Source organism: Ruminobacter amylophilus (genome assembly GCF_900115655.1).
Classification (GTDB): Bacteria; Pseudomonadota; Gammaproteobacteria; order Enterobacterales; family Succinivibrionaceae; genus Ruminobacter; species Ruminobacter amylophilus.
In genome coordinates this window covers 1-21,483 of sequence record NZ_FOXF01000026.1, presented here as the reverse complement: position 1 = coordinate 21,483, position 21,483 = coordinate 1, and the positions used below count along the sequence as shown (strand labels likewise).

The 21,483-nt window shown below is 37.8% G+C and carries 23 protein-coding genes; 14 read left to right on the top strand and 9 right to left on the bottom strand.

The window, feature by feature from the left end; genetic code table 11:
* Positions 1-59: 59 nt before the first annotated feature.
* The 5 genes from argS to BMY80_RS07410 all read left to right on the top strand — a co-directional run bounded on the left by argS (position 60) and on the right by BMY80_RS07410 (position 4,755).
* Positions 60-1,799, top strand: coding sequence for an arginine--tRNA ligase (gene argS, locus BMY80_RS07430; RefSeq protein ID WP_093142431.1), 1,740 nt, complete (start codon positions 60-62; stop codon positions 1,797-1,799).
* 92 nt (positions 1,800-1,891) lie between these two features.
* Positions 1,892-2,578, top strand: coding sequence for an SPOR domain-containing protein (locus BMY80_RS07425; RefSeq protein ID WP_143066487.1), 687 nt, complete (start codon positions 1,892-1,894; stop codon positions 2,576-2,578).
* Positions 2,579-2,595: 17 nt separating this feature from the next.
* Positions 2,596-3,120, top strand: a complete 525-nt coding sequence (gene hslV, locus BMY80_RS07420; protein ID WP_093142427.1) for an ATP-dependent protease subunit HslV — start codon at positions 2,596-2,598, stop codon at positions 3,118-3,120.
* Between the two features lie 37 nt (positions 3,121-3,157).
* The gene (gene hslU / locus BMY80_RS07415; protein ID WP_093142425.1) at positions 3,158-4,501 is read left to right on the top strand and encodes an ATP-dependent protease ATPase subunit HslU; all 1,344 of its coding nucleotides are present in this window, start codon (positions 3,158-3,160) and stop codon (positions 4,499-4,501) included.
* A 17-nt stretch (positions 4,502-4,518) separates the two neighbouring features.
* Positions 4,519-4,755: a hypothetical protein gene (locus BMY80_RS07410; RefSeq protein ID WP_031578739.1), complete on the top strand. Its 237-nt coding sequence runs from the start codon at positions 4,519-4,521 to the stop codon at positions 4,753-4,755.
* A gap of 3 nt (positions 4,756-4,758) precedes the next feature.
* Here the strand turns inward: BMY80_RS07410 and rraA are convergent, their stop codons facing one another.
* The 3 genes from rraA to BMY80_RS07395 are packed head-to-tail and all read right to left on the bottom strand — an operon-like array spanning position 4,759 to position 6,977.
* On the bottom strand, positions 4,759-5,247 hold the full coding sequence (gene rraA, locus BMY80_RS07405; protein ID WP_031578738.1) for a ribonuclease E activity regulator RraA: 489 nt from the start codon (positions 5,245-5,247) through the stop codon (positions 4,759-4,761).
* 18 nt (positions 5,248-5,265) lie between these two features.
* Positions 5,266-6,039 (bottom strand): serine O-acetyltransferase, encoded by a 774-nt coding sequence (cysE, locus tag BMY80_RS07400; protein WP_031578737.1) that lies wholly within the window; start codon positions 6,037-6,039, stop codon positions 5,266-5,268.
* Positions 6,040-6,056: 17 nt separating this feature from the next.
* Positions 6,057-6,977 (bottom strand): cation diffusion facilitator family transporter, encoded by a 921-nt coding sequence (locus BMY80_RS07395; protein ID WP_093142423.1) that lies wholly within the window; start codon positions 6,975-6,977, stop codon positions 6,057-6,059.
* Between the two features lie 181 nt (positions 6,978-7,158).
* Here BMY80_RS07395 and plsB point away from each other — a divergent pair, with 181 nt between their 5' ends.
* Entirely contained in the window at positions 7,159-9,648 is a 2,490-nt protein-coding gene (gene plsB, locus BMY80_RS07390; protein ID WP_093142421.1) for a glycerol-3-phosphate 1-O-acyltransferase PlsB, read from the top strand.
* Between the two features lie 6 nt (positions 9,649-9,654).
* On the opposite strand, the gene BMY80_RS07385 is transcribed toward plsB, so the two are convergent.
* Positions 9,655-10,284: a rhomboid family intramembrane serine protease gene (locus tag BMY80_RS07385; protein WP_093142419.1), complete on the bottom strand. Its 630-nt coding sequence runs from the start codon at positions 10,282-10,284 to the stop codon at positions 9,655-9,657.
* A gap of 92 nt (positions 10,285-10,376) precedes the next feature.
* Here BMY80_RS07385 and waaF point away from each other — a divergent pair, with 92 nt between their 5' ends.
* Both waaF and BMY80_RS07375 read left to right on the top strand, forming a co-directional pair.
* The gene (gene waaF / locus BMY80_RS07380) at positions 10,377-11,420 is read left to right on the top strand and encodes a lipopolysaccharide heptosyltransferase II (protein WP_093142417.1); all 1,044 of its coding nucleotides are present in this window, start codon (positions 10,377-10,379) and stop codon (positions 11,418-11,420) included.
* The gene (locus BMY80_RS07375; RefSeq protein WP_093142415.1) at positions 11,402-12,670 is read left to right on the top strand and encodes a 3-deoxy-D-manno-octulosonic acid transferase; all 1,269 of its coding nucleotides are present in this window, start codon (positions 11,402-11,404) and stop codon (positions 12,668-12,670) included. Before waaF ends, BMY80_RS07375 begins: the two co-directional genes overlap by 19 nt.
* 74 nt (positions 12,671-12,744) lie before the next feature.
* Here the strand turns inward: BMY80_RS07375 and BMY80_RS07370 are convergent, their stop codons facing one another.
* Positions 12,745-13,506: a 3-deoxy-D-manno-octulosonic acid kinase gene (locus BMY80_RS07370; RefSeq protein WP_093142411.1), complete on the bottom strand. Its 762-nt coding sequence runs from the start codon at positions 13,504-13,506 to the stop codon at positions 12,745-12,747.
* 365 nt (positions 13,507-13,871) lie between these two features.
* Between BMY80_RS07370 and BMY80_RS07365 the strand changes: the two genes are divergently transcribed.
* Together BMY80_RS07365 and coaD are read left to right on the top strand one after the other, a co-directional pair.
* Positions 13,872-14,852 carry a glycosyltransferase family 9 protein gene (locus BMY80_RS07365; protein WP_177178525.1) on the top strand — a complete coding sequence of 327 codons (981 nt, stop codon included), beginning with the start codon at positions 13,872-13,874 and terminating at the stop codon, positions 14,850-14,852.
* Between the two features lie 8 nt (positions 14,853-14,860).
* Complete coding sequence (gene coaD / locus BMY80_RS07360) at positions 14,861-15,319, top strand: pantetheine-phosphate adenylyltransferase (protein WP_093142408.1); 459 nt, start codon at positions 14,861-14,863, stop codon at positions 15,317-15,319.
* Between the two features lie 76 nt (positions 15,320-15,395).
* Here the strand turns inward: coaD and mutM are convergent, their stop codons facing one another.
* The 3 genes from mutM to rpmB form a co-directional block, all read right to left on the bottom strand.
* Positions 15,396-16,223: a bifunctional DNA-formamidopyrimidine glycosylase/DNA-(apurinic or apyrimidinic site) lyase gene (gene mutM / locus BMY80_RS07355; protein WP_031578728.1), complete on the bottom strand. Its 828-nt coding sequence runs from the start codon at positions 16,221-16,223 to the stop codon at positions 15,396-15,398.
* Positions 16,224-16,296: 73 nt separating this feature from the next.
* Entirely contained in the window at positions 16,297-16,467 is a 171-nt protein-coding gene (gene rpmG / locus BMY80_RS07350) for a 50S ribosomal protein L33 (RefSeq protein WP_031578727.1), read from the bottom strand.
* A 15-nt stretch (positions 16,468-16,482) separates the two neighbouring features.
* The gene (gene rpmB / locus BMY80_RS07345; protein ID WP_031578726.1) at positions 16,483-16,719 is read right to left on the bottom strand and encodes a 50S ribosomal protein L28; all 237 of its coding nucleotides are present in this window, start codon (positions 16,717-16,719) and stop codon (positions 16,483-16,485) included.
* A gap of 415 nt (positions 16,720-17,134) precedes the next feature.
* Here rpmB and coaBC point away from each other — a divergent pair, with 415 nt between their 5' ends.
* Together coaBC and BMY80_RS07335 are read left to right on the top strand one after the other, a co-directional pair.
* Entirely contained in the window at positions 17,135-18,355 is a 1,221-nt protein-coding gene (gene coaBC / locus BMY80_RS07340) for a bifunctional phosphopantothenoylcysteine decarboxylase/phosphopantothenate--cysteine ligase CoaBC (RefSeq protein WP_093142406.1), read from the top strand.
* 149 nt (positions 18,356-18,504) lie between these two features.
* Complete coding sequence (locus BMY80_RS07335; protein WP_093142403.1) at positions 18,505-19,386, top strand: mechanosensitive ion channel family protein; 882 nt, start codon at positions 18,505-18,507, stop codon at positions 19,384-19,386.
* Between the two features lie 90 nt (positions 19,387-19,476).
* Here BMY80_RS07335 and pyrE read toward each other — a convergent pair whose 3' ends face one another.
* Positions 19,477-20,121: an orotate phosphoribosyltransferase gene (pyrE, locus tag BMY80_RS07330; protein WP_031578723.1), complete on the bottom strand. Its 645-nt coding sequence runs from the start codon at positions 20,119-20,121 to the stop codon at positions 19,477-19,479.
* A 98-nt stretch (positions 20,122-20,219) separates the two neighbouring features.
* Between pyrE and BMY80_RS07325 the strand changes: the two genes are divergently transcribed.
* Both BMY80_RS07325 and BMY80_RS07320 read left to right on the top strand, forming a co-directional pair.
* Positions 20,220-21,098, top strand: coding sequence for a YicC/YloC family endoribonuclease (locus tag BMY80_RS07325; protein ID WP_093142401.1), 879 nt, complete (start codon positions 20,220-20,222; stop codon positions 21,096-21,098).
* Positions 21,099-21,246: 148 nt separating this feature from the next.
* Positions 21,247-21,483: transposase (locus BMY80_RS07320; protein ID WP_177178524.1), on the top strand; the 237-nt coding region annotated here is incomplete at its 3' end.

The following is a 21,483-nucleotide window of genomic DNA, read 5'->3' as shown; positions in this document are numbered from 1 at the left end:
TGCCGACAGAGTAAAATTTAGCAAAATTTGTTTATTTTACTAATAAAGCTATCGCAATTATGAAACAGAAAATTCAAGATATTTTAACCGGAATAGTAGAACAGTTTAAAAAAGACAATCTTATTCCTCAGGACTCAAATGTCAGAGTAATGATTGAAAACACCAAAGATAAGAAAAATGGTGATTATGCAACTAATTTGGCCATGCTTTTAGCCAAACCAATGAAAAAAAAGCCACAGGAAATAGCTTCATTAATTGTAAACAGCATTCCCGTATCCAACGAAATTACCAAAGTGGAAATTGCAGGTCCCGGTTTTATTAATTTCTTTGTTAGTAAAAATTATCTTGCAGCTCAGGTTGAAGCCATTCTCAGTGACGACCACTTAGGTGTCAAGGTTACCGATAAACCGGAAACTGTCGTTATTGACTACTCATCACCTAATGTAGCAAAGGAAATGGCCGTTCATCATATCCGTTCAACAGTTATAGGTGATGCCGTTGTTCGCATTCTTGAATTTTTAGGGCACAAAGTTATCAGAGCCAATCACATTGGTGACTGGGGTACCCAGTTTGGTATGCTGATTGCGTATCTCGAAAAGAAAGAAAATGAAAATGCTTCAAATCTTGAGCTCAGTGATCTTGAGGCTTTCTATCGTGAAGCAAAGAAATGCTATGAAAGCGATGAAGAATTCGCTGTAAAGGCCAGAGGTTACGTAGTTAAACTTCAGAGTGGTGATGAATACTGTCTGAAAATGTGGAAGAAGCTAGTTAACATTACCATGGTTCAGAATCAGGAAATATACAACAGACTCAACATATCTCTTACAGAAAAGGATATTATGGGGGAAAGCCTGTACAATCCAATGCTGAAGCCTCTTGTCGAAGATCTTGTTAACAAAAATCTTGCCGTTAAAGATGACGGAGCAATGGTAGTTTATCTGAAGAGTTTTGCCGATAAGGACGGAAATCCTCGTTGTGTTATTGTTCAGAAGAAAGATGGCGGTTTCCTGTATACCACTACCGATATAGCTTGCACAAAATATCGTTGTGAGACTTTAGGTGCAAACAGAATAATCTGTTTTGCAGACAGTCGTCAGCACGAACATTTAATGATGTCATGGGAAATTGCAAGACTCGCTGGCTATGTACCTGAAGGTGTAGTATTGGAACATGGTGCTTTCGGTATGATGTTGGGTAAAGACGGCAAGCCTTTCAAGACCAGAGACGGCGGTACCGTAAAATTAAAGGATCTGCTCAATGAAGCTGAATCCAGAGCCGCTGAATTAATTTCCCAAAGAAACAACGACCTTCCAGACAACCTGAAAGATGAAGTAATCAAAACCGTTGCAATGGGAGCCGTAAAGTATGCAGATTTATCCAAAAACAGAACAACCGATTACGTGTTCGATTGGGATAACATGTTAACATTCGAAGGTAATACAGCTCCGTACCTTCAATACGCATACAGCAGAATTCAGTCTATTTTCAAGAAAGCTGGCGAAGCAAAACCTGGCAAGATCGTAATCACAACACCTGAAGAAGAAGCTCTTGCTCAGCAATTTGTAAAATTCAACGAAGTTGTAAACAATGCTGCCAACAAGATTGCCCCTCATATCATATGTACATATGTATATGAACTTGCCGGCTTATTCATGAGATTCTATGAAGCCTGCCCAATAAATAAGGATGAAGTTGCAGAAGATGTCAAGGCAAGTCGTCTGGCATTATGCAAGGCAGCATCATCAATCATAAAGACAGGTCTTAATATGCTTGGTATCAATGTTCTGGACAGAATGTAATGGTAGCGACTGTAAGAAACAGAAAAAAATCCTCATCCCGAAAATCTTCTAAAAAAAACCAGATATCGGGATGGCAGGTCAGGATTATTATCATGGCGGCTCTGATCATTATTGCTCTGCTCGGGGTTGTTGTATGGCAATTACAGTCAAATAAAAATGCCAGCAGAGCAATCGCAGCCTCGACTCAGAAAACAACAAAGCCGCAGGCTGCAAAACCACAGTCTAATAGTAATTCCAGATATCAATATACTGAAATTCTGGAAAACAGAAGTATAGACACCGGTTCTGGAGTAACTATTACCAGAAATTACGAAGCAGAGACTATTGCCAGAGAAAACGCAAGAAAAAAAGCCCTTGCGGAAAAAAAGCGTAAACTGGAAGAAGAACGTCGTAAAGTAGAGGCGGAAAAAGCACGAATCGCTGAAGAAAAACGTCGCATAGCCGAAGAAAAACGTCGTTTAGCCATGGAAAAAAAGATGGGGCATTCTCTTAATTCCAATACTGTCTCAGGTAATAATGTTAGTAGCAAACCTGTACAGAAAGGTAAGCTCTATATCGAATGCGCAAGAAATTATCGTACAGAGAAAGAAGCTCAGGAACAGAAGGCCAAACTTGCATTTAACGGAAAAGAATCCTCCATATATCATAAACAGATAGGTGGCGGATACGCCTATGCAGTACGCATAGGCCCTTATACAAATCAGGCTGAAGCAGAAAAGGCAAGATCAGAAATTGTAAACGCCAAACTGGGTTCTGAATGCGCCTTCTTTAAATATTAATACTGCAGGTTCATCGAATGACAACTATAGTATCAGTTAGAAAAAACGGAAAAGTAGTGATCGGCGGTGATGGACAGGTTTCATTAGGAAACACCGTCCTTAAAGGCAATGCTAGAAAAGTAAGGAAACTGAACAACGGAAATATCATTGTCGGCTTTGCAGGTTCAACTGCAGACGCATTCACTTTACTCGATATTTTTGAAGAACAGGTTAAATCCTGTAATGGCAATTTCGAAAAAAGCGTAATTGCCTTTTCTAAATTATGGAGAACGGACAAAATTCTCAGAAGGCTTGAAGCAATGATAATTGTTGCTGATAAAAGCAAATCTTTTCTTATCAGTGGATCTGGTGATGTGGTTACACAGGATAACGACCTGCTCGCTATAGGTTCCGGAGGAAATTATGCGTACAGCGCAGCTAAAGCATTACTTGAAAACACAGACCTTGATGCTGAAGAAATCGTGAAAAAATCACTTGATATTGCCAGTGATATATGTGTATTCACAAATAAGCAGTTCACCATCGAATCAATAGCAATCTAGTCATATTCCTAGAATACAGTTACGGAATCCGTTAAGAATGAAAAATTTGACACCTCGTGAAATTGTCGCAGAACTGGATAAACATATTATTGGACAAAATAAAGCAAAACGTTCCGTTGCCATAGCCATGCGCAACAGATGGAGACGCATGCAGCTTGATGAATCTATAAGAGAAGAGACAACCCCAAAAAATATTCTGATGATTGGTTCGACAGGTGTCGGTAAGACAGAAATCGCAAGACGTCTTGCTAAATTAACTGATGCTCCTTTCCTCAAGGTAGAGGCCACTAAATTCACTGAAGTCGGATATGTTGGTAAGGAAGTTGATTCTATTATTAATGAACTTGCTGAAGTGGCCATGAAAATGCTCAGAGAAGAACAGCAGAAAAAATATCAGAAGGAGGGGACGGAACAGGCTGAAAAGAAAGTTGTGGAAGCACTTTTTTCAAAATTCTCAGAAGAATCAAATTCTGAAAAAGATGACGAATCATTTTCCACCATTCCAACAAGAGAAGAGATTCTGGATAACTTAAGAAAAGGGCTCTATGACAAAGAAGAAATTTTTATAGATCTCCCTAAAACGAACGACCTTGCAAGCAATATTCAAATAATGCTCGCTCCTGATGTAGACAGTTTACCAGGAAAACTGCGAGACATATACAATCAGTTCAATTCTGAAATAAGCAGAACTCACATTAAAGTAACAGATGCCCTTAAAATCATTACCGAAGACGAAGAATCAAAACTGGTTAATGAAAACGACATTAAACACAGCATGGTTAATCTTGTTGAAAATCAGGGTATTGTATTTATCGACGAAATCGATAAGATCTGTGAAAACCAGAAGGATACACAGACAAGAGTTTCCAGAGAAGGGGTACAGAGAGATCTTCTTCCATTGATTGAAGGATGTGCTGTCAGAACTAAATACGGCGTAATCAGAACCGACCATATTCTGTTTATTACCTCCGGAGCTTTTCAATTATCCAAGCCATCTGATCTGATTCCTGAACTGCAGGGCAGACTTCCAATTAGAGTTGAACTTGAATCACTTACAGCCAAAGATTTTGCCAGAATACTGACAGAACCGCATGCATCTCTCACAGAACAGTACATAAAGCTTATGGAAACGGAAGGTGTTAATATTTCCTTCTCTCAGGATGGAATCGATGCTATCGCTGAGGCCGCCTATTCAGTCAACTCATCCGTTGAAGATATAGGGGCTCGCCGTTTACACACCATTATGGAAAAATTGATGGAAGATATTTCCTTCAACGCGTCAGAATACAGAGGTTCTTCATTCTCAATTGACAGATCTTATGTTTCTGAACATCTTGGAAATATTATAGAAAATGAAGATTTGAGCAGGTATATTCTTTAAATATTGCAGGTGAACCTATGAGCGATTTTTCTCAGCAGAATGATCTTATTCAAAGACTTGATAATCTCAAAGATAAAATCAGCCAATATCAGGAAATATGCAACAACAAACTGAGAGAAAAGGAAAATCAATTAGTTACTGCTCAAAATGAAATAGCAAAACTCAGCAAGGAAAATTCTACTCTTAAGGAAAATCTAGGAAGCTGGCAAAAAAGAATTGCCAGCTCAATAGGAATGATCCGACCTGACAAGTAATTCTTAACTATTCAGATCAAGCGGCTCCTGACTCAACACAATGCCAGTTTCATCAGCGTACACATAATCACCGGAATAAATGGTTGCACCAGCAAAATTCACAGGACAATCCTGTTCTCCCTGATCATTCTCTTCAGCAATGACGGGAAAAGCCCCGACAGCCTTGATACCAATATCAAAATCAGCCAGTTCCTTCACATCACATACCGCACCATAGCAGATAATACCTTCCCAGGCATTATGAGTGGCAAGCGAAACTATGTCTTCAGATAATACGGCTTTTCTCAGGGAACCACCTGCATCAATGATAAGAACCTTTCCGGCTCCATCCTGACGCAACGTATCAAGGATTACCCCCACCTGCTCAAAACACTTAATGGTCACAACCTGTCCATAGAATTCCTTTCTTCCGCCATAAGACTGAAACAAAGGTTCCATGACATCAACAGAATCACCGTAAACAGAACAGATTTTTGAAGTACTGAGATACATAGAATCAATCTCCCTACATTAGATGCGCTGATCCATATCAGCACTAGGCTTGTCACAGGAACATTTACCGACAACCTTTGCCGGAACACCGGCTACAGTCGTATGAGCCTCCACATCATGCAGTACAACACTGCCGGCTCCGATTTTTGCTCCAGTACCTACTATGATATTACCGAGAATGCTGGCACCTGCACCAATCATTACCCCACTGCATATTTTTGGGTGACGATCTCCATGCTCGTGTCCGGTACCGCCTAAAGTAACGTTATGCAAAAACGAAACATCATCACCAACCACAGCTGTTTCACCAATGACTATACCAGTAGCATGGTCAAACATTATGCCTGCCCCCATCTTGGCGGCAGGATGAATATCAACTCCAAATGTAACAGATATAATGTTCTGCAGGAAATAAGCAATTTCGTGACGCTGATTAACCCAGAGCCAGTGAGATATTCTATACGCCTGAATAGCCTGATAGCCCTTAAGGTACAATATAGGTGTTGTATAGTACAGGACGGCAGGATCCCTCTCTTTTACAGCTTCCAGATCTATTGCTGCCGCTTTTATTATCTCTCCATCACTGGCAAAGGCCTCATCGAAAATTTCTCTCAGCACAATTGCAGGCATAACGGAAGAACTAAGTCTGTTTGATAACTGAAAACTTAAAGCATCAGCAAAGCTTTTCTGGTTGATTATGGCCTGCAGAAAAAAGCTACCAAGCATCGGTTCCTTAACCATCATTGCCGTAGCCTCAGTCCTAATAGCATCCCAGATTTGTTCTATAATCACTGTTTACAACCTTTATGTTAGTCACTTAAATCTGTTTTATTAACAGGATCCATGTGTATCAGTATATCAGCCTGTGAATATTTGCATAATACAGCTTTTTGAGCAGTGGAGGCAATAGCATGAGCCTCTTCAAGAGAAATATTCCGATCTATACACATGTGAACCTGAATATAGATATAGTTACCTACTCTTCTTGTACGCATTTCATGAAGTCCAAGCACCCCAGGGGTAGCCAACATTATTGAAGTAATGTCGTTTATCAGATGATTTGAAATCTTTTTATCCAACAGCACATTAAGAGATCTGACACCTATACCATAAACACCATGAGCAATGTACACCGTAATTAACAAAGCGAAAATAACATCCGCTATTTCGTATCCTGTCGAACAGATGAGCAGAGACACGATTATAGCCAGATTTGAATAAAGATCACTCTGACAGTGCAGACGATCAGCAGCTATAATCTGACTATCGGTTTTTTTAATGACGTACGTCTGAAAAACTACAACAAAAAGGGTAAGAATAAGAGATAAAACCGTGACATATATTCCCAGATCTATATTCATCAGCTGAACCGGATTAAAATACCTGTTTATACTGCTAACCAAAAGAAATATTGCAGACGCGGATATAAAAGCACACTGAGCCAGTCCGGCTAAGGCCTCAATCTTGGCATGTCCGTAATTATGGTCTTCATCAGGGGGTTTAATGGCAAATCTGACTGCAATATAGTTAATCACGGACGTAACCAAATCCATCATGGAATCAGTCATGGATGCAAGTATTGTTATGGAATTTGAAAAGAACCATACCAGCATCTTTGCCATTACCAGCAGAAGTGCCATCATAATTGAACTAAGCGACGCCATTACAACCAGACGAGCATATTTTGAATCCTCTGTTACCATAACAACCCGCTGACCTTCCTTCAACATTTACTTCGTAATAAACAGATTGCGGTATGCCAAGAATTAGCATTCCTCATCTACCCATTGAGTTTATAATAACTTAAAAGATTGCAACATAATAACTTTTTTCATTTAAATCACATTAAAATTTTATAATCGTTAGTAAAATTAAATTATGGTGATGTACTAAGTTTTACGGGAGGACAGGATGCTTAAAGAAGATTTACTTAGAGCAGTATTCTATATTCCCGTAAAAATTCTGGGAGCCTGCCACTACAAAAAAGAAAACCTGAAATCAAGCATAAAACTTGATGATAATAAACGTGTATGCTATGTAATGCAGTCTAATTCCATCAGTGATATGCTTACTCTTGAAAAATTAACAAGAGCCCAGCGGCTGCCAAATCCGTTTTCATATATCGAACTTGACGGACACAAGATTCCAAGAACGACATACATGAAAAAGGTTAACTGGATTTTTTCAGGTAAGGCAAAGGATTACAACTTTGAAAAAACATTCAGAGAATGGATTCTTTATACCAGAAAGACTGGAGAAGATCTGCAGATCATTCCGGTAAGCATCTTTTGGGGAAGAAATCCCGGTCACGTAGGTGAACCGTATAAGGATCCGATAAATCGCCCCCGCAGTATCGTTAGAAAGTTTCTGAGAGTTCTGTTTCTTGGGCTGGACAACCTTACAGTTCTGTCCGAACCAATCAGCCTCAGCAAGATGATTAGTAAATACTCTGACGATAAAATTATTCATCAGCTTGCTAGCCATACCAGAGCAGACTTTGAGAATAAACATCTTGAATTTATCGGGCCTAGACTACCTAACAGACAGTATCTTATACAAGAACTTCTTCAAAGCGATAATATTAAAGAAACAATAAAGCAGATAAGTACTGAAACGGGCAAAAACTACTCTGAGATAGAGTCTGATGCTTATGCCATGCTTGATGAAATACTTGCTGACATCTCATACTCATCTCTGCGTTTTACGTCCATTCTGCTTCATCTGGTCTGGAATAAACTTTATCAGGGTATAACCATTAAAGGTGCTGCGCAGGTTCATGATCTAATCAGAAAAGAGCATGAAATAATATATGTTCCTTGTCATCGAAGCCACATGGACTATCTGTTACTCTTTTATGCTCTCTTCAATGAATGTCTTGTTGTTCCCCATGTAGTTGCAGGAAACAACCTGAACTTCTTCCCAATAAACAGATATCTGCGTGCCTGCGGTGCTTTCTTTATGCGTCGCAAATTCAAGGGCGACAAACTTTATACTGCCGTATTCAGAGAATATATACACACATTGTGTGCAAAAGGATACAGCATTGAATTTTTCATTGAGGGTGGACGATCCAGAACCGGACGTACCCTGCCTCCACGCACAGGTCTTGTTTCCATGGCTGTTCAAAATCAGCTTATTAGCCCAAACAAGCCTATCACCTTTGTTCCGATATATCTGGGATATGAAAAAGTATTGGAAGTTAATTCTTACATGGATGAATTAACAGGAACAAAACAAAAGGAAAAAGAAAGTTTCTGGCAGCTTTTTAACATCTATAAAAGATTCAAGTACTATGGACGAGGATACATAAGCTTTGGTGATCCGGTTACCATAAATGATTTTCTTGACCAGAACGCTCCAACATGGAAGCAGGATTCTCTTGGAATTACTGCAAACTCCAAGCCTTCGTGGCTGTTTGACACTGTTAACCAGCTTTCTGATCAGATTATTATCAATCTTAATGCTTCCGCCGCAATCAATGGTTTGAATTTAAGTGCTCTGGCCATCCTGTCAGCACACAAACATACATTGAGCATCAGAAAACTTCATGAAGTGGTTAACTTCTACCTTCAGGTACTCAAAAGCAGTTCTGCAATCAAACAGGACATTATTCCGGAAACTCCTGGGCAAATTCTGCTACATCAGGCCATGGAGCTGCATCCTTTCCACATAGAAAAAATTGATGGGGAAAAATACGCAAAACCAAATCCTAAGCAGATAATTTACCTCACATACTTCAGAAATAATATACAGCATTTCTTTGTTCTGCCGGCATTGATAGCCACCATCGTCATGGTACACAAAAAGATCTGTTACAAGGATATTATCGTACATACCAGAAATGTGTTTTATTTCCTGAGACATGAGCTCTTTTCACCTATATCCGAAGATATTCTTGATCAGACAATTTCAGATTACCTCAAATCATTCAAACTTGCTGAATACATAAGAACAGAAGATGACATGTATTTTATCAATAAGAAGTATTCTGATTTAATGGGAATTCTGAGCAGCTGTATATACCTCAATCTGATTAGATACCTGTTGGCAGTAAGAATTATCAGCGCTGAAAAGGATAATACCATAACAATAAAAGACTTTATTGACAGATGTGTCCAGAAGAGTAAGGAACTTCCTGTAGAAATTACAGACAATTCCCCTGAATTCTCCGATCCTATTACCTTCAGGGTTATGAGTGAAACATTTATCAGACATCAGTACATATTTATCGCTGAAGAAAATGCAGAAAACACCGTGGGTTCAGACACCGTGGAAAAATCTGCTTCTAAGAAGAAAAAAATAATTCCTGGCACCATAAAGAAAAATATAGCCAAACTGCAGAAGCTGGTAAATGCAGTGGGACCTCTGTTGCCATCCAATCTCAGATACACCGTAAAATAACGACTGTTATCTGTTGCGCAAAGTATTGATAATCCCGTTTACTATATCTTTTGCCGAAAATTTTCTGCCCATTCTGTGCATAATAAGATTATATTCGAAAACACCACATGCAATTCCGGCTATCAGTCCAGTTGCATGAGCAGCAAAAGCGACATGACTCTGAGAAAAATATTCATAGATGTTAAAAACGATATTAATCAGACATAAACCAACGGCCATTTTGAATCTTGAATCCACTCCCGGGATAACTGAAATTATCATGCTGTAACCGACAACACCGGAAACAACACCGGACAACCCGCCAAATAAATAATTTTGAGTAAACAGATATTGAAAAAAGTTTGATACTGCTGAAAATCCGAAAAACATCAGCAATAACTTAGAGGGGCCGTAATCCCTCTCAATCATACTACCGAAAAAATTAAAAATCATCACATTAAAAAGAATGTGCATTACCCCAAAATGCATAATCGCGGGAGTAAACAATCTCCATACTTCGAAATTATCAATTATTCGTTCAGGTATGAAAAAAAGGCTGTAATCAATTTTGTTATGAGAAATCAACTGCAACAGATAAACAACAACACATGTAACAACCACTGAATATGTTACCAACGGATATTTTAGATTCCTCATTAAAAACCACCTAACCGAGACAAAACAACATGGGTTTAATACAGATTTGTCTTATAATATCAAATGTATATTCAGAATAATAAGGATTTTTTATGCGCATTTTGGTTATAGCACCTTCATGGATCGGTGACCTGGTCATGTCACAGTGTCTGTACATGGAATTAAAGAAAATTTATCCTGATTCTATAATTGATGTTATGGCTCCTAAATGGTGTCTGGATGTTCTTAAAAGAATGCCTGAAGTATCTAATGCCATTTTAATGCCCATAGGACACGGTGTTTTCAATCTTAAAGAAAGATACAGATTAGGAAAGGAATTAAAAGCCAATCATTATGATCAGGCATATATTCTTCCAAATTCATTTAAAAGCGCCTTAATTCCGCTTTTTGCCGGGATTCCTTATCGTCGAGGATGGATCGGTGAATCACGTTATTTTATTCTTACCGATTATCGCAGAAACAAAAAAGATTTTCCGAAACTCATATCCAGATACACGTCCCTTGCACATTCAAATACAGAAATAAAATCCGAAAAAGATTTAAAGGAAATCCCAACTCCTAAACTTACGGTTCATGAATCTGACACTTCCACTGCCTCATCAAAATTCTCGATAAATATTCAGGCTGATGTACTTGGTATATGTCCTGGAGCAGAATTTGGTCCTACCAAAAAATGGCCTCCTGAATATTATGCAATAATTACTGATAAGTATTTATCATCAGACAGTGGCAGAGAAGTATGGATATTCGGTTCGAATAAAGATGTTGAAACTGCTGAAAAACTTAAAAAATCAGTATCCCCTGATTATCAGAAGAGAGTTCACATTCTTGCCGGTCGGACAACTATCGAGGAAGCAATAGACCTGCTTGCCGCATGTAAATTTGTAATCTGCAATGATTCCGGACTTATGCACATAAGTGCGGCGGTAGGAGTAAGAGTTATTGCTATTTTCGGTTCAACCAGCACTCTTTATACCCCACCAACAACGACAAATGCACTGCTCGTTGAATCAACAGAACCATGTCACCCCTGCTTCAAGCGTCAATGCCGGTATGGCACCACAGACTGTCTCAAGAAACTGACAGCTGAAATGGTATGGAATAAAATCTGCAGCAAATGGGAGGATATAAAATGATCCTCAGCCTCATTTATAAAGTGGTAACGGCTGTTCTTGCACCAGTCATATACCAAAAAATCCGGTTTTCAGCCAAAGGTAATGCCTACGGAGAACGAATAAACGAACTTTTGGGGAATATTCCAGAAAAAGATTATCATTCTCCTGTGTGGTTTCACACTGTAAGTGTGGGGGAGACAATGGGCGCTCTTCCACTAATAAAAAAATTTCATGAAAGATGGCCTGATAAACACATTGTAGTTACAACATCAACACCAACCGGAGCGGCTCTATATAAGAACCTTTCTTACGTTGAACATCATTATGCTCCTCTTGACTCCCCGATTGCAGTTAAAAAATTTACAGAAAAATTAAAGCCTTCTGCCTTAATCATTATGGAAACAGAACTGTGGCCAAATCTTCTGCAGGAGCTGGAATCACAGGATGTTCCGGTTTACCTGATTAATGCAAGACTTTCGGAAAGAAGTGCCTCAAGGTACGCCATGCTGAAAAGCACGTTCAATACTCTTATTGGCGATAAACTTAAAATGCTTATCTGCCAAACTGTTGATGACAGAAACAATTTCGAGAAACTTGGGATTCCGCCGAATAAACTTAGCATTTCTGGTTCTTTGAAATTTGATATTGATGTCAATCCAGAAAAAATTGCGTTAGGAAAAAAATTTAAAAAACTGTTCCCAGAAAAACAGATTCTTTGTGTTGCCAGCACCCATCAGGGAGAGGATGAAATTGCCCTGGATATATTCAAAGAGGTAAAAAATTCCATTCCAAACCTTCTGCTTCTGCTTATACCTCGGCACCCGGAACGCTTTGAATCAGTATTTAACCTAGCGAAAGCAGCAGGGTTTAATACCGCTAGAAAAACAGATCCTGAAATCAGTCAGAACACAGACGTTATTATAGGAAACACCATGGGAGAAATGCCTATATATCTGAGTGCTTCAACACTGGTACTTATGGCAGGAAGTCTGGTTGACATAGGAGGACACAATCCCCTGGAGGCTATAGCAGTAAATACACCGGTTATCAGTGGCCCGCATGTTCGAAATTTCAAAAAAATTTTTCATGACCTCGTTAATAATCAGGCCAGCATTGTAGCTGAAAACAGTGAACTTCCCCATATTATAGAAACACTGCTTAATAACGAACAAGACATAGAAAAGCTTAAAAGAAATGCCCAGACTGTTTTAAACAGCAACAGAGGAGCAATTGATAAAACCTTAAACCTTCTTGAAGAATGTGGAAAGTAGCAAGTAACTATCACATCAAAATAAAACAGCGGAAAAGAAATCTTTTCCGCTTATGAATCTCATTCAAAAATCCTCTAGTAATTCTTTTCATATGAGCTTTTTATCGCTGGTAACAGCTTGTTAAAGTCATACTCAGACCAATGGAAATTATTACGATTTTCCTTAAATTTATCAAAAGACCTTTTAAGTCTGTTTACCATCTCGTGATACTGCTTTTTACTGATGGTTCGCTGAACACACTTATCAAAATCAACAATCCAGACATTATCAGCACCGTCAAACAGTATATTGGTAATATTCAGGTCACTGTGATAAATGCCAGCCTTAAATAATCTTCCGATAGCATCCCCGATTTTAGCTATCTCGACATCGGTAAGTCGACGATCCGCAAGAATTTCACCTAAATTTTTAGTACCTGGAATTTCCTGCAGGGCTATATCGTTTCTGATAAAAAAGAGACTTTTCTCTTCCTTTGCAGCTATTGGCTTAGGCACGGGTAATCCCATCTTTTTCATAGTCTGCAGTAGATCATACTCTCTGAAAGATCTGTGTGAACTGCCGAAGAAAGACAAAAACTTATCCCCAAGCACCTTGCCAATAAGACCACCGCGCCAATAATGTCTGAAAATAACCCGACGATTATACGAATCCTGAATTAAATAGGTCTTCCCCCTACCGTAATGAACATCTATTACTTTAGCATCAGTCTTGTATTGTTGAATGTCAAAATATTTAATTATTTCATCAACTTCTGTTGTTTCGGGAATGAATTCAGGGTTAGCTATTATTGATATTCCCTTTTTCTTTACTGTAAATTTATCTTTAATTGAAGCCATAATTCACCCTAACCACTCGTAATTCTTTAAATATGCAAATCTTCATTCAAAATTATAGCAATGTAAAATGATTATCTCCAAAACTAACAAACATTTATGTGATTTTTGGTTTGAAAACTATCGTAAATCAACTGGTGCCACTGAAAAATCAAAATTAAAAATTCATTACAGAATCAAAAATATCAAATAAATGAGTTATCACAAAAATATTCAAGATAACCTCAGCTTATAGATACTTTTAATCAAAATGTGTTTTATAATCATGTTATTGTGAATTAGTGGATTGTTAAGTTATGCCTGTAATATCTGAACCAAAGAATATATGCTGTTTGAGATTATCCTCCATCGGAGACTGTATTAATGCATTGGCAACAATACAGTTAATACAAAAACAGCAACCTCAAGCAAACATCACTTGGCTAATAGGAAAAACCGAAAGCTCTTTGATGAGTGGCATACCTGGGATTAATTTAATCACATACAACAAAAAAGGCGGTTTAAAAGAGTATCTCAGAATAAAAAACATACTCAAAAACCAATCTTTTGACTGCCTGTTGGATATGCAGAGTTCACTTAAGGCTAGTTTACTGTCATTACTTGTAAAAACCCAAAAAAAAATGGGATTTGACAAAGAACGAGCCATGGACATGCAGCAGGTTTTTACAAATATCAAAGTAAAATCTCCTGATTCTCCACATGTTATAGATGGTTTCATGGCTTTTGCCAAAGAAATCGGATGTACGCCTGAAAAACCAGTATGGGATTTTCATCTAACTGACAGTGATTACTCAGTGGCTAACAAATACAAAATTGATAAATCAACCGTTATCCTGTCTCCATGCAGTTCCAAGGATTACAAAAACTGGACCATTGTCGGTTACATAGAAATATGTCGCTTTGCTATTTCAAAAGGTTTAAAGGTTGCAATCTGTACAGGAAAAAGCAAAAAGGAAAAAGCCTTTGCTGATATGATTATTGAAGGCTGTACAAATACAATCGATAAGATTATCAATCTGTCTGGAAAAACCTCATTAAGAGAAATGCTTGGAGTTATTCATCATGCAGGTATGGTCGTTTCTCCTGATTCAGCTGCCGTTCATATGGCTAATGCACTTAATGTACCTGTTGTTGGCATATATGCACACCATAATCCTGCACGCGTAGGTCCTTGTAATTTTATGAAATACGCCGTTTCAGTTTACGATACAGAAATAAGAAAAGAACATTCAGATGTATCAAATCTGAAATGGAGAACCAGAGTAAGAAATAAGCATGCAATGATGACTATAACATCCGCCGAAGTTAAAAAGGCCATGAATGACGTTATTATTGATTATCACCTTTAGGTTAAAAAATGTTAGCAGTTTTTCCAGGAACCTTTGATCCTTTTACTAAAGGTCATCTTGATATTTTAAAAAGGGCTGCCAAAATGGTCGAAAATATCACCATTGCCGTCTGTGAAAGCCCGTCTAAACATACATTATTCACCTTAGAACAACGTGTTGAAATGGTAAAACAGTGTATACATAACCCGAAAATCAATGTAATCGGCTTCAGTGGCCTTTTACCTAATCTTCTAAAGGAACTTAATGCTGATTTTTTAATACGGGGAGTGAGAAATACAATTGATTTTGAGTATGAATTAAGCCTTACCGCCATGTATAGGGATTTTTTGCCTAATCTTGAAGTTGTTATGCTGCCTACAGACCATAAATACTCTTATATATCTTCAACACTTGTGAGAGAAATATATAAACATGGCGGAGATATCAAACCTTACATTCCCGATGAAATATCATCATACTTTAAATAACATCCGTAAATGACTCCAACCAGAGTCATTTCTGTATTACATTATTATCGGTAAACACAGATAATATCTTATAAAATCACTTTATTCTCTGACAGTTGCTGCAGAAATACGTGTTTCGTCCGCCTATTACCCTGCTTTCAATTAAACATCCGCATACAGGACATTTTTCATTAGATTTGCCATAAACATTCAGCTTCTGAACAAAATATCCTTTTTTACCATCTGCACCACTGAAATCCCTAATCGTTGTTCCGCCGTTTTCAATTGAATTCAGTAATGTTGTTTTAATAATAGGCACCATCTTTTCGCAATCTGCTAATGTGACATGACCTGCTGGTGTTAGTGGATTGATTCTACAGCTGAATAAGATTTCACTTGCATATATATTACCTATACCAACCACTATTTCATTAGTCATCAGTGCTTGTTTTACAGGTTTTCTCCCATGATGAACCAAAGAAGAATAAAGTGCTTCTGGTGTAAAATCATCAGTCAGTGGTTCATACCCCAAATTCACCAGATATTTACTCCCGTATACATCTTCACCCAGCGGAAACCACAAAAATAAACCAAATCTTCGCTGATCATTAAACCTAATCGTTTTTCCATTGCTAAGAACCATCTCAACATGATCGTGTTTTTTCATCGGTAAATCACTGTCACAGACAAGTAAATGTCCAGTCATACCGAGATGAATCAGAATTGTCCCCTGATCTGTCTCTATAATTATGTATTTTCCCCGTCTTGCAAGAGATAAAACTTTAAGATCATGGAGACTGGAAAATTTCTCTGAAATAGGTTCTCTTAATTTTGGGTAATAAACATTGATGTCTGTTATCCGCGAATTTTTTAAAAAACCGGATATTCCACGCATGGTTACTTCAACTTCTGGTAATTCTGGCATAACAATATTAACCACATACAAAAAAACCCGAGAAAAATCCCGGGTTTAAACTAAAAGAACAAAGCAGTCAAGATTACTTGATCTTGCCTTCCTTATAAATTACATGCTTACGAACAACCGGATCAAACTTCTTGATTTCCATCTTTTCCGGCATTGTACGCTTGTTCTTGGTAGTGGTATAGAAATGACCAGTACCAGCAGTAGAATTTAAGCGAATCTTTTCGCGTCCACCCTTAGCAGCCATCTTAATACTCCTCTATTATACAGCGATACCCTGAGCACGCATATCTGCTAAAACCTGATCAATACCAACCTTATCGATGGTACGCATTGCTTTAGTAGTTAAACGTAATCTTACAAATCTGTTTTCTGATTCAACCCAAAACTTGTGTGTCTGAAGATTTGGGAGAAAACGACGACGAGTTGCGTTCTTAGCATGAGAACGATTATTACCCACTGCTGGACGCTTCCCCGTAACCTGGCATACTCTTGACATTGTCCGTCACTCCAAATTTTAAAATATAACTTACTTTAACAACCCAGAAGAGAACTTCAAGGTGTGCAATCAAATTTAATTTTGCGAATTTATACAATATTTATGCAAAATTTGCAATAATTTATCGTTAAAATGCGTAAAAAAACCCTCAGATCCTGGAACCTGATAGGCTTAGCTTCAAGACACAAGAGAAATAATACATTCCTGTAATACAGTCTCTTAAGCTAAAAAACTGCGATATTCTAACACAAAGGAATCAATAATAGTATATAAATCACAATTATTTTTTCACTTCCATTATAATCACTAGGGTGAAAATAACAAAAAATAAAACTTTTTCTGGATATTTTCCATAATTGACTTAAATGTTGGTACAAAACATCATTAGATTTTAATTACAGCTTTAATGAATGCCATGAGTTTACAAAATAAATTTATTATTGTCGGAATTACCGGCGGAATTGCGGCCTACAAGGCAGCCTATTTGGTTAGAGCCCTAAAAAAACAGGGAGCTGATGTACAGGTTATAATGACGGAATCAGCAAAGTCATTCATAACTGAGCTTACCATGCAGGCTTTGAGCGGACATCCTGTTTTGTCTGACACTCTAGCGCCACAAAGTAACAGTGGCATAGAACATATTGAACTTGCAACGAAAGCAGATGCCATTATCGTTGCTCCCGCCACTGCCAACACTTTAGCCAGGATGAGAGCCGGCATGGCAAACGATCTTCTGACTGCCATAGTTCTTGCCGCAACATGTCCTATCACTGTTGCTCCTGCCATGAATGAAAACATGTGGAAAAATCCAATTACTCAGGACAATCTGAAAGCGTTAGTGAACTATGGTTTTAATGTCATTAACCCAGAAATCGGATTTCAGGCATGTGGCGCAACCGGTCCAGGAAGAATGGCCGAACCTGAACAAATTGTTGATTTTTTAAATAAACTGCTATCCGAGAAACCTCTTTTAGGGAAAAAGGTGGTTATTACCGCCGGACCTACCAGAGAAGCCATCGATCCGGTCAGATATATTTCAAACTACAGTTCTGGAAAAATGGGATATGCCATTGCAGATGCAGCTAAAAATCTCGGTGCAGAAGTAGTACTCATTAGCGGTCCGGTCAATTTAGCCCCCCCGATGTCAATAACTACTGTAAAAATCACTAGCGCTCAGGAAATGCTTGACGCTGTTGAAAACAATCTTGAAGATTGCGATATATTCATATCATCTGCCGCCGTTGCAGATTTCAGATGTAAAAATATCGCATGCCAAAAAATAAAGAAAACAAGTGATACTGATTCAATGACCGTTGATCTGATAAAAAACCCTGATATTCTGGCAACTGTAGGTCATCATCAGAAACGCCCTAAATTAGTAATTGGTTTTGCCGCCGAAACCCAAAATATAGAAGAGAATGCTCTAAAAAAACTTAGCACAAAGAACGCAGACATGATTATTGCAAATGACGTTTCAGATAAATCTATAGGTTTTAACAGTGAAAATAACAGTATTACTATATATAGCAGAGATAGTAATCCTGTAAATTATCTTAACACCTCCAAAAAAGAGTTGGGATACCACATTATTAACCACTGTATTGTTTACATGAATGGATTAAATCACAACGATTGATGATCCCCTAATCAATTGTATTGGTGTTTATTTTCTTTTGCTTTAAGGGATTGTATATCCATTAAAATTTTTTATAATCAAATTATCACTCAGGTTGCAGACTCAACTGTAACTCTATAATTATATGTTTTTAATGAGGACTAAAATATATGTCAGAACCAACTACTGAAGCCGCAGATGTGGCAAAACCAGTTACTGAAATTCTTCCTAAACAGTTATGGAGTGATCCTATCGGCTATATACAGGAACATCAGGAAGTCATTACTAACGTGTGCCTTGATATCGTCATTGCGATCTTAATTCTTGTTATTGGCTGGCTTGTGGCAAAAATTGTAGCCAAAATATGCCTTTCAGTAATGAACAAAGCAAAAGTAGAACCAACCATTTCAAAATTTATCTCCAACATTCTTAAGTATGCAGTTATAGCCTTTGCTGTTACTGCATGTTTAAGTCAGCTTGGTATACAGACAGCTTCTTTCGTTGCCATTATCGGTGCCGCTTCTTTTGCAGTTGCCATGTCCTTGCAGGGTTCGCTGTCAAACTTTGCTGCTGGTGTAATTTTACTGATTTTCCGTCCTATCAAGGTTGGTGAATTTGTTGAAGTTTCAGGCCATCAAGGTGTTGTTGAAGAGATCACCATTTTTACAACTTCATTAATCACAGGAGACAACAAGGTTATTATCATTCCTAACAGTTCAGTAAGTTCTGGTAGTATTGTGAACTATTCAAGAATGGATACCAGACGTGTTGACTTCGTATTTGGTGTTGAATATGGTTCTGACCTTAAAAAAGTAAAAGAAACCTTGGAATCAGTATTTAATGCTGACGAAAGAATCTTAAAAGATAAAGGAATTACAGTGGTTGTAGGAGCTCTGAACACATCTTCAGTTGATTTTACCTGTCGTGTATGGGTAAACAATTCTGATTACTGGGGAGTTTTCTTCGATACTAATGAAAAAGTATATAATGCGCTGAGAAGTGCCGGCATTGGTATTCCATTCCAAACCTTTACGGTTATCAACGAAAAGTAATTCATTTTACGTTTATATAAAACTAAAGGGGACTGATTTTATGTCAGTCCCCTTTCTCGAACATGAAGCCGTTTCTAACCGGCAAGACATTTAAATGCCGTAAGTATTGCGATACTCCTCAACTGAAGCCAGATGTTCCTTAAGATTATCATTCTGAGCAATATAGGTAATGAGATCAGACAAAGTAATAATTGAGAAAACCTTTGTATTATAGTCTCTTTCAACTTCCTGAATTGCACTTAAATCTGTTTTACCTTTTTCCTGACGGTCTAGAGCAATTAAAACTCCTGCAAGCTTTGCATCCTTTTGCGCAGAAATAATCTGCATAGATTCACGAATAGCTGTACCTGCAGTAATCACGTCATCCAATAGTACAATATTGCCTGTTAATGGTGAACCTACAAGATTGCCACCTTCACCATGATCCTTAGCTTCCTTTCTGTTAAACACCCAAGGAGCTTCACTGCCATACTTTCTTGAATAGGCAATAGAGGTGGCAGCAACAATAGGGATTCCTTTGTAAGCCGGTCCGAATAAAACATCAAAATCAACACCACTGTCATGAAGGGCATCAGCATAATACTCTCCGAGCTGAGCTAAATCAGCTCCAGTGCAGAACAAACCGGCATTGAAAAAATAAGGACTTATTCTTCCTGATTTCAAAGTAAAGCTGCCAAAACGCAAAACATTTCTCTTAAGAGCTAATTCAATAAAATTCTTTTTGTAATCCTTCATTTTTTACACCACTGTCAAGTTGATATATTGTCTTTTAACCACACAGAATTAGAATGTATAATATCATAGAGATTGATAATTTTACATAAGGAATCACCATGATACACAGTATGACCGGTTTTGCTACATATGCCGACCAGAACAATGAATATATAACAGAAGTTAATATCAGAACCGTTAATTCACGCTATATGGAAATAAATGTAAAGATTCCGGAAAAACTTAAATTGTATGAAATGGAAATCAGAAACTGTTTTAAAGATTTCTTTAACAGAGGTAAATTTGAAATTTCCATAAATCTGACACCTAAAGTTGCAAGTAACGGACTTGAAATCAACAATAATCTTGTTGCCGCATTAACATCCAAAATCAGTGAAATTAATAATGCCTACAGGGCAAAAGATCCTCATGCCGCAATAAATTTCTCGGCTCTGGATATTCTTATGTATCCGGGAGTAATTGCCAACACCTCAAACAGCAATGATTCTATTCACGAACTTGTCATCAATGCTGTTAAAGAATGTATGAATAAACTGAACGAAGCTAGAACTTTGGAAGGAGATAAAATTAGCGTATTCCTCAACGGCCATTTGGATTCTATAGAACTGATGAGACAGAATATAATCAACAGAATGCCAGAAATCGTTGAATGGCAGAAGACAAAGGTCGATGATTTTATTCAGCAGCATCAGGTAAAAGTTGACGGCAGTCTTTTGGAACAGGAAATCATATTACTATGTCAGCGCATGGATATAGCTGAAGAGCTTAATCGTCTAAGTTCTCATATTGAACAGGCTAGACATATCCTCAAACAAGGAGGTATCTGTGGCAAACGTCTCGATTTCTTAATGCAGGAATTTAATAGAGAAACAAATACCATTGCGTCAAAGTCAATCAATACAGAGATAACAAACAGTGCAATAGAGCTCAAGGTCCAAATAGAGCAGATGAGAGAACAGGTTCAGAACATAGAATAAAAAAATATTTATGTAGAACAAGTCATAAAAAAACCATGTTGCATAGTATGTGGGTGTGTGAACCAAACTCTGTAAATTACATATAGCTAAAAATGTCAGAAAAACTCCTGAGATATAATTTAACTTATATAATCAGGAGTTTTGCATTATGGTTAAAGAAAAAAAGTCCGTCCACAGGATCCAGATGACTGAAGGGAAGCATCAGATTATCAAACAGCTTCTTCAGGAATATAATATCGAAACCGTAGCCGACATACAGGCTGCTCTTAGGGATCTTTTAGGCAGTACCATCAAAGATATGATGGAAGCTGAAATGGAGCAGCATCTTGGGTACCAGAAATCCGAACGTTCAGACAGTGATGATTATCGTAACGGTTATAAAAAG

Bases quoted from the DNA above. Each gene is read 5' to 3' on its own strand.
- waaF (WP_093142417.1), top strand. From the start codon at position 10,377: ATGCGCATTTTGGTTATAGCACCTTCATGGATCGGTGACCTGGTCATG.
- argS (WP_093142431.1), top strand. From the start codon at position 60: ATGAAACAGAAAATTCAAGATATTTTAACCGGAATAGTAGAACAGTTT.
- coaBC (WP_093142406.1), top strand. From the start codon at position 17,135: ATGAGTTTACAAAATAAATTTATTATTGTCGGAATTACCGGCGGAATT.
- hslV (WP_093142427.1), top strand. From the start codon at position 2,596: ATGACAACTATAGTATCAGTTAGAAAAAACGGAAAAGTAGTGATCGGC.
- hslU (WP_093142425.1), top strand. From the start codon at position 3,158: ATGAAAAATTTGACACCTCGTGAAATTGTCGCAGAACTGGATAAACAT.
- BMY80_RS07370 (WP_093142411.1), bottom strand. From the start codon at position 13,506: ATGGCTTCAATTAAAGATAAATTTACAGTAAAGAAAAAGGGAATATCA.
- BMY80_RS07425 (WP_143066487.1), top strand. From the start codon at position 1,892: ATGGCGGCTCTGATCATTATTGCTCTGCTCGGGGTTGTTGTATGGCAA.
- BMY80_RS07410 (WP_031578739.1), top strand. From the start codon at position 4,519: ATGAGCGATTTTTCTCAGCAGAATGATCTTATTCAAAGACTTGATAAT.
- BMY80_RS07395 (WP_093142423.1), bottom strand. From the start codon at position 6,977: ATGTTGAAGGAAGGTCAGCGGGTTGTTATGGTAACAGAGGATTCAAAA.
- rpmB (WP_031578726.1), bottom strand. From the start codon at position 16,719: ATGTCAAGAGTATGCCAGGTTACGGGGAAGCGTCCAGCAGTGGGTAAT.
- pyrE (WP_031578723.1), bottom strand. From the start codon at position 20,121: ATGAAGGATTACAAAAAGAATTTTATTGAATTAGCTCTTAAGAGAAAT.
- BMY80_RS07325 (WP_093142401.1), top strand. From the start codon at position 20,220: ATGATACACAGTATGACCGGTTTTGCTACATATGCCGACCAGAACAAT.
- BMY80_RS07385 (WP_093142419.1), bottom strand. From the start codon at position 10,284: ATGAGGAATCTAAAATATCCGTTGGTAACATATTCAGTGGTTGTTACA.
- BMY80_RS07375 (WP_093142415.1), top strand. From the start codon at position 11,402: ATGGGAGGATATAAAATGATCCTCAGCCTCATTTATAAAGTGGTAACG.
- rraA (WP_031578738.1), bottom strand. From the start codon at position 5,247: ATGTATCTCAGTACTTCAAAAATCTGTTCTGTTTACGGTGATTCTGTT.
- plsB (WP_093142421.1), top strand. From the start codon at position 7,159: ATGCTTAAAGAAGATTTACTTAGAGCAGTATTCTATATTCCCGTAAAA.
- rpmG (WP_031578727.1), bottom strand. From the start codon at position 16,467: ATGGCTGCTAAGGGTGGACGCGAAAAGATTCGCTTAAATTCTACTGCT.
- BMY80_RS07335 (WP_093142403.1), top strand. From the start codon at position 18,505: ATGTCAGAACCAACTACTGAAGCCGCAGATGTGGCAAAACCAGTTACT.
- coaD (WP_093142408.1), top strand. From the start codon at position 14,861: ATGTTAGCAGTTTTTCCAGGAACCTTTGATCCTTTTACTAAAGGTCAT.
- mutM (WP_031578728.1), bottom strand. From the start codon at position 16,223: ATGCCAGAATTACCAGAAGTTGAAGTAACCATGCGTGGAATATCCGGT.